At 72.4% G+C, this 4,532-nt stretch carries 5 protein-coding genes; 2 read left to right on the top strand and 3 right to left on the bottom strand.

All coding sequences use genetic code 11. The annotated features are described in order from the left end of the window. Nucleotides 1-30 precede the first annotated feature (30 nt). Complete coding sequence (locus G6045_RS39500) at nt 31-522, bottom strand: GNAT family N-acetyltransferase (protein ID WP_165337069.1); 492 nt, start codon at nt 520-522, stop codon at nt 31-33. A 177-nt stretch (nt 523-699) separates the two neighbouring features. Here G6045_RS39500 and G6045_RS39495 point away from each other — a divergent pair, with 177 nt between their 5' ends. Beyond that, a complete protein-coding gene (locus G6045_RS39495; RefSeq protein WP_165337071.1) occupies nt 700-1,797 on the top strand; it encodes a PP2C family protein-serine/threonine phosphatase in 1,098 nt (365 codons plus the stop codon). A gap of 83 nt (nt 1,798-1,880) precedes the next feature. Here the strand turns inward: G6045_RS39495 and G6045_RS39490 are convergent, their stop codons facing one another. Then, nucleotides 1,881-2,402: a DUF4240 domain-containing protein gene (locus tag G6045_RS39490; protein WP_165337070.1), complete on the bottom strand. Its 522-nt coding sequence runs from the start codon at nt 2,400-2,402 to the stop codon at nt 1,881-1,883. Nucleotides 2,403-2,532: 130 nt separating this feature from the next. On the opposite strand from G6045_RS39490, the gene G6045_RS39485 reads away from it, so the two are divergent. Beyond that, nucleotides 2,533-3,453, top strand: a complete 921-nt coding sequence (locus G6045_RS39485) for an SDR family oxidoreductase (RefSeq protein ID WP_165337068.1) — start codon at nt 2,533-2,535, stop codon at nt 3,451-3,453. 39 nt (nt 3,454-3,492) lie between these two features. Here G6045_RS39485 and G6045_RS39480 read toward each other — a convergent pair whose 3' ends face one another. Then, complete coding sequence (locus G6045_RS39480) at nt 3,493-4,473, bottom strand: helix-turn-helix transcriptional regulator (protein WP_165337067.1); 981 nt, start codon at nt 4,471-4,473, stop codon at nt 3,493-3,495. Between the last annotated feature and the right edge of the window lie 59 nt (nt 4,474-4,532).

The following is a 4,532-nucleotide window of genomic DNA, read 5'->3' as shown; positions in this document are numbered from 1 at the left end:
TGTATAAGAGACAGCCACCCCGCCCACGCGTCAGCCCGCGAGCGCCCGCCCCATCAGCACATCGTCGACATACTCGCCGTCGAGCAGGAACTCCCCGGGCAGCACGCCCTCGACCTCGAACCCCTCGGACTCGTACAGGCGGCGGGCCGGAGCGTTGTGCCCGAGGACCCGCAGTGTCATCCGCCGGGCGCCGCGCTCGGCGGCCCAGGCGCACGCGGACCGGATGAGCGCGCGGGCCACGCCCTTGCCGCGCGCCCGGTCGGCGACCGCGATGCCCTGGATCTGGCGCACATGGAGGCTGGCGGGCAGCGGGGTGGGCGGCACCACCCGGATGTATCCGGCGACCTCGCCGTCCACCTCCGCGACCAGGTACTGCTCCGGCTCATGCCGTGCGTCGAAGAAGGGGGCGTCCGGCTCCGGCCTCGGCTGCACCGCGTGCAGCGGCGACCAGGTGTCGTGGTCGATCAGGGCGAGCGCGGTCTCGTCGGCGCGGCGGGCGGAGCGTATGAGGGGCGAGGACATCGGGCCACTGTACGGCGGGCATCTCGGCGTCCGGCAGGGTCCCGGGTGCGGCTGACCGTCGCGCGGGTGAGGCTGACAGATGTGATCCGCCGCGCAGCAGCAACCGACTCCGGGACCGCTTCGCGCCCGGGCCGGCGGCGCGGTCTGGCCGAACTCCTGCTGCCGGCGCCCGAGGACCTGGACGGGACCTTCGGTCTCGACGGCGCGCGCCCGAAACCCGCCCGCTGGCTGCGGCTGCTGCCCCTGGTCCTGATCGTCGCCCTCGTCATCCTGCAGGAGACCACCCCGAGCAACTTCGAACTGGGCTTCCTGCTCGCCGCCACCCCTCCGCTCGCCGCTCTCGCCTACGGTCCCGCCGCGACGGCGCTGTTCGGCGTGCTGGTCGTCGTGCTGCTCACGCTGCCGGGCCTGCGCTGGGAGCACCCGGGCAACGGGGATGCGCTCACCGTCACCTTCGTCGCGCTGCTCAGCGTGATCATCGCCTGGGTGCGCAGCCGGCGCGACGCCCAGCTCGTGACGGTGCGCACGGTGGCGGAGGCCGCGCAGCTGGCGGTGCTGCCGCCGCTCGCGCCCCAGGTGGGTCCGGTGCGGTGCGCGGCGCTGTACCGTGCGGCGCAGCGGGGCGCGCTGATCGGCGGCGATCTCTACGACGTACGGCAAGGTCCTCATGGCGTACGGGCGTTGGTGGCCGATGTGCAGGGGCACGGGCTCGCGGCCGTGGGGACGGTCGCGGCGCTGCTCGGGGCGTTCCGCGAGGCGGTGCTCGACGAACCCAGCCTCGCCGGGGTGGCCGCACGGCTCGACCGGCGGCTCGTGGTGGATTCCGCGGACGCCGGGGACGCGGCGCACTGCGAACTGTTTGCGACCGCGATGCTCCTGGAGTTCCCGCCGGAGGGCTCTTCGGTACGGATCCTGTCCTGCGGGCATCCGCCGCCGCTGCTGCTCCGCGGTGGCTCGGCGAAGGAACTGCCCGTACTGCCGGGGGCGCCGTTGGGGCTCGACCTGGCCGCCTACTCGGCGCCGCCCGTGCTGAGCCTCACGCTCCTGCCCGGCGACCAGTTGCTGGTGCACACGGATGGTGTGACGGAGGCGCGGAACGCGGCCGGGGCGTACTACCCGCTGGCGTCACGGCTCGCGAAGCTGCCGGAGGCGTCGGGGGAGGACCAGGCGGCGCTGGCGGAGGCGGTGTGGCGGGACGTCTGCGGCTTCGCGGAAGCGATTCGGGACGATGTGGCGCTGCTGGTGCTGGCGCGGGGATGTCCGCCGCAGGAGTAGGGACGGCCGAGGGAGTGCCGAGGGAGTGCCGAGGGAGTAGGGACGGCCGCAACCCGCCAGCGGCGGGCCTCCGCCGCCCGACCTCACTCCTCCGCGAACCGCTCCCACAGCCGCGGGAAGTACCGCGCCAGAGCCGCATCGTCCTCGAAGTCGATCGGCGTCCCCGCCGGCTCCGCGGGCGCCGCCGGGATGCCGAGGTCCGGCGCGACCACACCCGTCAGCTGCTCGTACGCCTCGTCCGCCGCGTACCCGAGCTCTTCGCCGTCCCCGTCGATCTCCTCGTCGAACTCGACGAGCAGCTCGGCCAGCGCGTCCGGATCGTGCAGCGCGCCCTCGAACACCTCACGCCCCTGCCCGATCAGCCAGCACCGGAAGTAGTCGAAGGCGTCGTCGCTGGCCCCGTCGAGCAGCACGCTGGCCGCGCCCCACAGATCCCAGCGGTACGCCCGGTTGTAGCGCGCCTCGAAGTGGCGGGCGAAGTCGAGCACGGAGTCCGGGTCGAGCTGAAGGAGCCGCTCCACGAGCAGCTCTGCATGGTCCTCGGGGTCGCCCTCGGCGGCCTCGCGGGTGGTGTCGATCAGCTCCCAGAACTCCGTCTCGTCCATCACGGGTCAAGCATCGGCCCTGCCGCCACGGGACGCACGCGGAGTGCCGGTCTTGTTATCCGGCACACGTCGGAGCAAGTGCCGGGAAAGCCGGACAGAAGGTGTCCGGATTGGCTGTCACGCTCGGCGTATGCAGACAACGAAGAAGGATCTGTCCGGGAAGACCGCCCTCGTGGCCGGAGCCACCCGTGGCGCGGGCCGGGCGCTCGCCGTGGAACTCGGAAGGGCCGGTGCCACCGTCTACGTCACGGGGCGCACCACCCGCACACAGGTCAGCGAGGTCGGCAGGGCCGGGGAGACCATCGAGCAGACGGCGGACCTGGTGGACGAGGCGGGTGGCAAGGGCATCGCCGTGCCGACCGACCATCTCCAGGCCGACCAGGTCCGCGCCCTCGTCGAGCGGATCGACCGCGAGCAGGGCCGGCTCGACATCCTCGTGAACGACGTCTGGGGCGGCAACAACCTGCTCGACTTCGATACGAGGATGTGGGACGTCGACCTCGACCGCGGACTCAGGATGATCGATCTCGGGGTGCGCACCCACATCATCACGGCGAGCATCGCGCTGCCGCTGCTCACCAGGAACCCGGGCGGCCTGGTCGTCGAGGTCACCGACGGGACCGCCGAGTCGAACCGGGGCTTCCGCGAGAACTTCTACTACGACCTCGCCAAGAACGGCCCGATCCGCATGGCGTACATCCTCGGCGAGGAGCTGAAGCGGGTCGGCTGCGGCGCGGTCGCGGTCACCCCGGGATTCCTGCGCTCCGAGGAGATGCTCGACGGCTTCAAGCTCACCGAGGAGACCTGGCGGGACGGCATCGCGAACCAGCACCTGTGGGCGCTGTCCGAGTCGCCCACGTATCTCGGCCGTGGCGTCGCCGCCCTGACGGCGGACCCGGAGCGTGCACGCTGGAACGGCAAGTCGCTGTCCAGCGGCGAGCTGGCCCGCGAGTACGGCGTCACGGACACGGACGGCAGCCGGCCCGACGTATGGGGCTTCATGGCGGCCGAACAGCGGGGTGAGGCACCGCGCGAGGAGGACTATCGCTGATCTCGTACGGCCGCTGATCCCGTACGTCGGGCGCGGCCGTCAGGCGCCGCCCCCGCCGTACAGCCGCACCACCGCCCTGGCCCTCTCCACGAACCGCTCCCGCAGCTCCGCCGGCGCCAGGACCTCCGCCTCCGGCCCCAGGACGACGAGTTGGCTGTACGCGACCTCGGCCGACTCGACGGCCAGGGTCACCGTCACCCACCCCTCGGCATCGGCCTCCCCGGCGGCTTCCAGCGCATCCGCGGCCGCCTGTTTGTCGGTCACGTGCGGCAGTCGCCGTACGCCGGACTCGGACAGGCGCAGACGGACTTCGGCCCGCAGGATCGAGCGGGCGAACTGTGCCGCACGCTCCTCCCAGAACCCCGGCAGATCGAACTCCTCGTCCCGCTCGAAGTGCTCCTCGGCGACGCAGATCTGGGTGAAGCGGTCGATCCGGTAGACCCGGTGGCCGGAGCCGGGCACGCGGGCGCACAGGTACCAGACGCCCGCTTTCAGGACGAGCCCGTACGGCTCCAGCTCCCGTTCCACCTCGGTGTCCTGGCGCCCGTAGCGGGCCTTGAGCGGACGGTCGTCCCAGACCGCGTCGGCGATCGCGGGCAGCAGCTCGGGTGTCTGCGGCTCGTGGTACCAGCCGGGGGCGTCGAGGTGGAAGCGCTGCGCCGCGCTCTGCGAGGCGTCCCTGAGCGAGGGCAGCAGCGCCGCCGACACCTTGAGCCGGGCGGCCGACGCGGTGTCCTCCAGACCCATCTCCCGCAGCGCGCCCGGCACTCCGGACAGGAACAGCGCCTCGGCCTCGGACCGCGCCAGGCCCGTCAGCCGCGTCCGGTACCCACCGATCAACCGGTAGCCGCCGAGCCGCCCCCGGTCCGAGTACACCGGAATCCCCGCCTCGCCGAGCGCTTGAGCGTCCCGGGTCACGGTCCGCTCCGACACCTCCAACTCACGGGCGAGCTCGGCGGCGGTCATGGACGGGCGGGACTGCAACAGCAGAACCATCTTGATGAGGCGGGCGGCACGCATACTCAGCCCCTCCGGCGTTTGAGGAGATCCGAACGGAGTTCGGATGCGGGGTCCGGGGC

The sequence above is a fragment of the Streptomyces mesophilus genome, from assembly GCF_011044995.1.
Classification (GTDB): Bacteria; Actinomycetota; Actinomycetes; order Streptomycetales; family Streptomycetaceae; genus Streptomyces; species Streptomyces mesophilus.
The sequence above is the reverse complement of the archived record's forward strand: the minus strand, read 5'-3'. Positions and strand labels throughout refer to the sequence as shown.

Excerpts from the sequence above, each read along its gene's own strand:
- G6045_RS39480 (WP_165337067.1), bottom strand. The coding sequence starts at position 4,473 with ATGCGTGCCGCCCGCCTCATCAAGATGGTTCTGCTGTTGCAGTCCCGC.
- G6045_RS39485 (WP_165337068.1), top strand. The coding sequence starts at position 2,533 with ATGCAGACAACGAAGAAGGATCTGTCCGGGAAGACCGCCCTCGTGGCC.
- G6045_RS39500 (WP_165337069.1), bottom strand. The coding sequence starts at position 522 with ATGTCCTCGCCCCTCATACGCTCCGCCCGCCGCGCCGACGAGACCGCG.
- G6045_RS39490 (WP_165337070.1), bottom strand. The coding sequence starts at position 2,402 with ATGGACGAGACGGAGTTCTGGGAGCTGATCGACACCACCCGCGAGGCC.